At 74.5% G+C, this 2,001-nt stretch carries 4 protein-coding genes; 2 read left to right on the top strand and 2 right to left on the bottom strand.

What is annotated here, in order from left to right; translation table 11 throughout:
- Positions 1 to 202, top strand: a 202-nt coding sequence (locus E7Z54_RS20750) for a LysR substrate-binding domain-containing protein (protein ID WP_240769817.1), incomplete at its 5' end; no start/stop codon positions are given.
- Between the two features lies 1 nt (position 203).
- Here E7Z54_RS20750 and E7Z54_RS20745 read toward each other — a convergent pair.
- Positions 204 to 848 carry an alpha/beta hydrolase gene (locus tag E7Z54_RS20745; RefSeq protein WP_136436639.1) on the bottom strand — a complete coding sequence of 215 codons (645 nt, stop codon included), beginning with the start codon at positions 846 to 848 and terminating at the stop codon, positions 204 to 206.
- 133 nt (positions 849 to 981) lie between these two features.
- Between E7Z54_RS20745 and E7Z54_RS20740 the strand changes: the two genes are divergently transcribed.
- A complete protein-coding gene (locus E7Z54_RS20740) occupies positions 982 to 1,392 on the top strand; it encodes a homing endonuclease associated repeat-containing protein (protein ID WP_136436638.1) in 411 nt (136 codons plus the stop codon).
- Positions 1,393 to 1,409: 17 nt separating this feature from the next.
- On the opposite strand, the gene E7Z54_RS20735 is transcribed toward E7Z54_RS20740, so the two are convergent.
- Positions 1,410 to 2,001 (bottom strand): DUF922 domain-containing protein (locus E7Z54_RS20735; RefSeq protein WP_136436637.1); only part of this gene is annotated, 592 nt, incomplete at its 5' end.

Here is a 2,001-nt window from a genome sequence, read left to right as displayed (position 1 = left end):
CGCGGTCGCCGCCGGGGCCGGGCCCGCGGCGGTCGGGGCGCATGCCGTCCGCGACGACCTGGCGACCGGTCGACTGGTCCAGATCACCGTCGTCGGGCTCGACCTGACCCGCCGGCTGCACGCCGTCTGGCAGGGCGGAGCACACCCGCCCGAGGGTCCGGCTCGTGAGCTGGTGTCCTGGGCGGTCAAGGCGACGCGCTGACTCAGCGGGCCGCGAGCACCTCGCGGACGCCAGCGACGGCGATCGCGTTCCAGGCGGCGACCCGCCGCAGCAGGTAGTGGCCCACGTCGCCCATGTCGGTGAACGTGGCATCGCAGACGCCATGGGCGCGCTCGACGTACTGCCGGGTCGCTCCGGCCGACGTGACGTGGTCCCGCCGGCCGTGGGCGGCCCGCAGCGCCTTCGCCCTCAGTGGCTCGACCGGCTCGCCTCGGGGGAACCACGGTGCGAGCGCGACGACGCCATGCACCGACGCGTGCGCAGCGACCGCGACGGCGGTCCGAGCGCCCATGGAGTGCCCGACGAGCGCGACCGGCCGACCGTGGCGCCGAGCCAGCTCGTCCAGCGCCCAGCGGGCGTCGGCCACCGGCGCAGGCATCCCGTCCGAGGCGACGTTCCAGCCCCTCATGCGGTACCTCAGGAGCACCACGCCGATACCGTCGCCGGCGAGCGGCGGGGCGATGTCCCGCGCCAGCTGCCGGCCGCGTCGCCAGGACAGACTGCGCCCGTCGACCGGCTGGTCGTCCTGCTCGGCGCCGCCGTGCAGGACGAGTACGACGGCGCGTACCCGGTCCGGCAGGCGGACATCGGCGAGGCTGGGCTCCCGTCCGGACGCGCGCCCGGTCATGGGACGTCGGTCCGGTGTCGCAGCTGCAGGATTCTCGTCACGGGACCTCCGGCGTCGACTCTTCAGGCAGGGCGCCCGCACCGCCATGCTGGCATCCGCTGCCAACACCGCCTCCGACGGTTAGCGTGACGCCATGCGCACGCCCGAGTTCAGCGACCAGGACCTTGTCGCGCGCCTCCAGGCAGCGGCGGCCGAGCTGGGGGAGCCGCTGACCGCCGGCTCGTACGACGCCTGGCAGCGCGGTCGGGACGCCGCGTCCCCTGCGTTGCTGATCCGCCGCTTCGGCTCGTGGAACGGGGCCTGCGCGAAGGCGGGAGTGGCGACGAACAAGACGCGGTCGACCAGTCGCCGGTGGTCGGACGACGAGGTGATCGGGATGGTTGCGTCCTACCTCCGGTCGCCGGGAAGCACGGGCAGCTTCGCGGACTACTCGGCGTGGGCCAAGGAGCAGGAGGGCGTGCCGAGCGGAGCGACGCTCCGGCAGCGCTACCCGAGCTGGTCCGAGGTGAAGCAGCGCGCCCAGATGCTCGAGGGCCGCTCCTAGTCGATCCGGGCTGCCGGCTACGGCGTGGCCGGCGGAGCCTGCGGGTTCGCGACGACGACCGAGTAGGGGTCGAGTGCGGACTGCTCCGCCTGGTGCTCGGCGAGCCAGGTCTGCCACTCGGCCGCCAGCGCGGTGTTCGCCTCGTTCCGGGCCGCCTGCAGCGTGGCGGCGGAGGACGACGTGCTGAAGGCCAGGAGGCGGCCGAGCAGGGTGGTCCGCCAGGTGTCGGCGACACCTTCGTGCTGAGCCTCGTGGGCCCGGAGCGCGGTGACCCCTGCTGCCCACGCCGCCTGGAGCGCCGGGTCTCGCGCCCGCCACACGGGCATGTCGACGGACTTGGTGACCGTCACGGTGGAGGTGTCTCGGGGCGTCAGCGTCCACGACCCGGACTCGCCGCTGTGGTCCCAGGTGACGTTGTACCTGAACCGGGCGGTGGTGCGCGCGGCCTCGTCCGGCGCGTACGGGTTGTTCCCCTGCATCCACGCCATCAGCGTCGCGTGGTCGGCCGTGGCCGGGACGCCGACGGCGTAGCGCTGGACCTGCTGGACGACGGCGGCGTTGCCCGCCGCCCGCTGCAGGGCGAGCAGGCCGAGGGGCCTCGGCACCGGG

Source organism: Nocardioides sp. (genome assembly GCF_004803405.1).
Classification (GTDB): domain Bacteria; phylum Actinomycetota; class Actinomycetes; order Propionibacteriales; family Nocardioidaceae; genus Nocardioides; species Nocardioides vastitatis.
The sequence above is the reverse complement of the archived record's forward strand: the minus strand, read 5'-3'. Positions and strand labels throughout refer to the sequence as shown.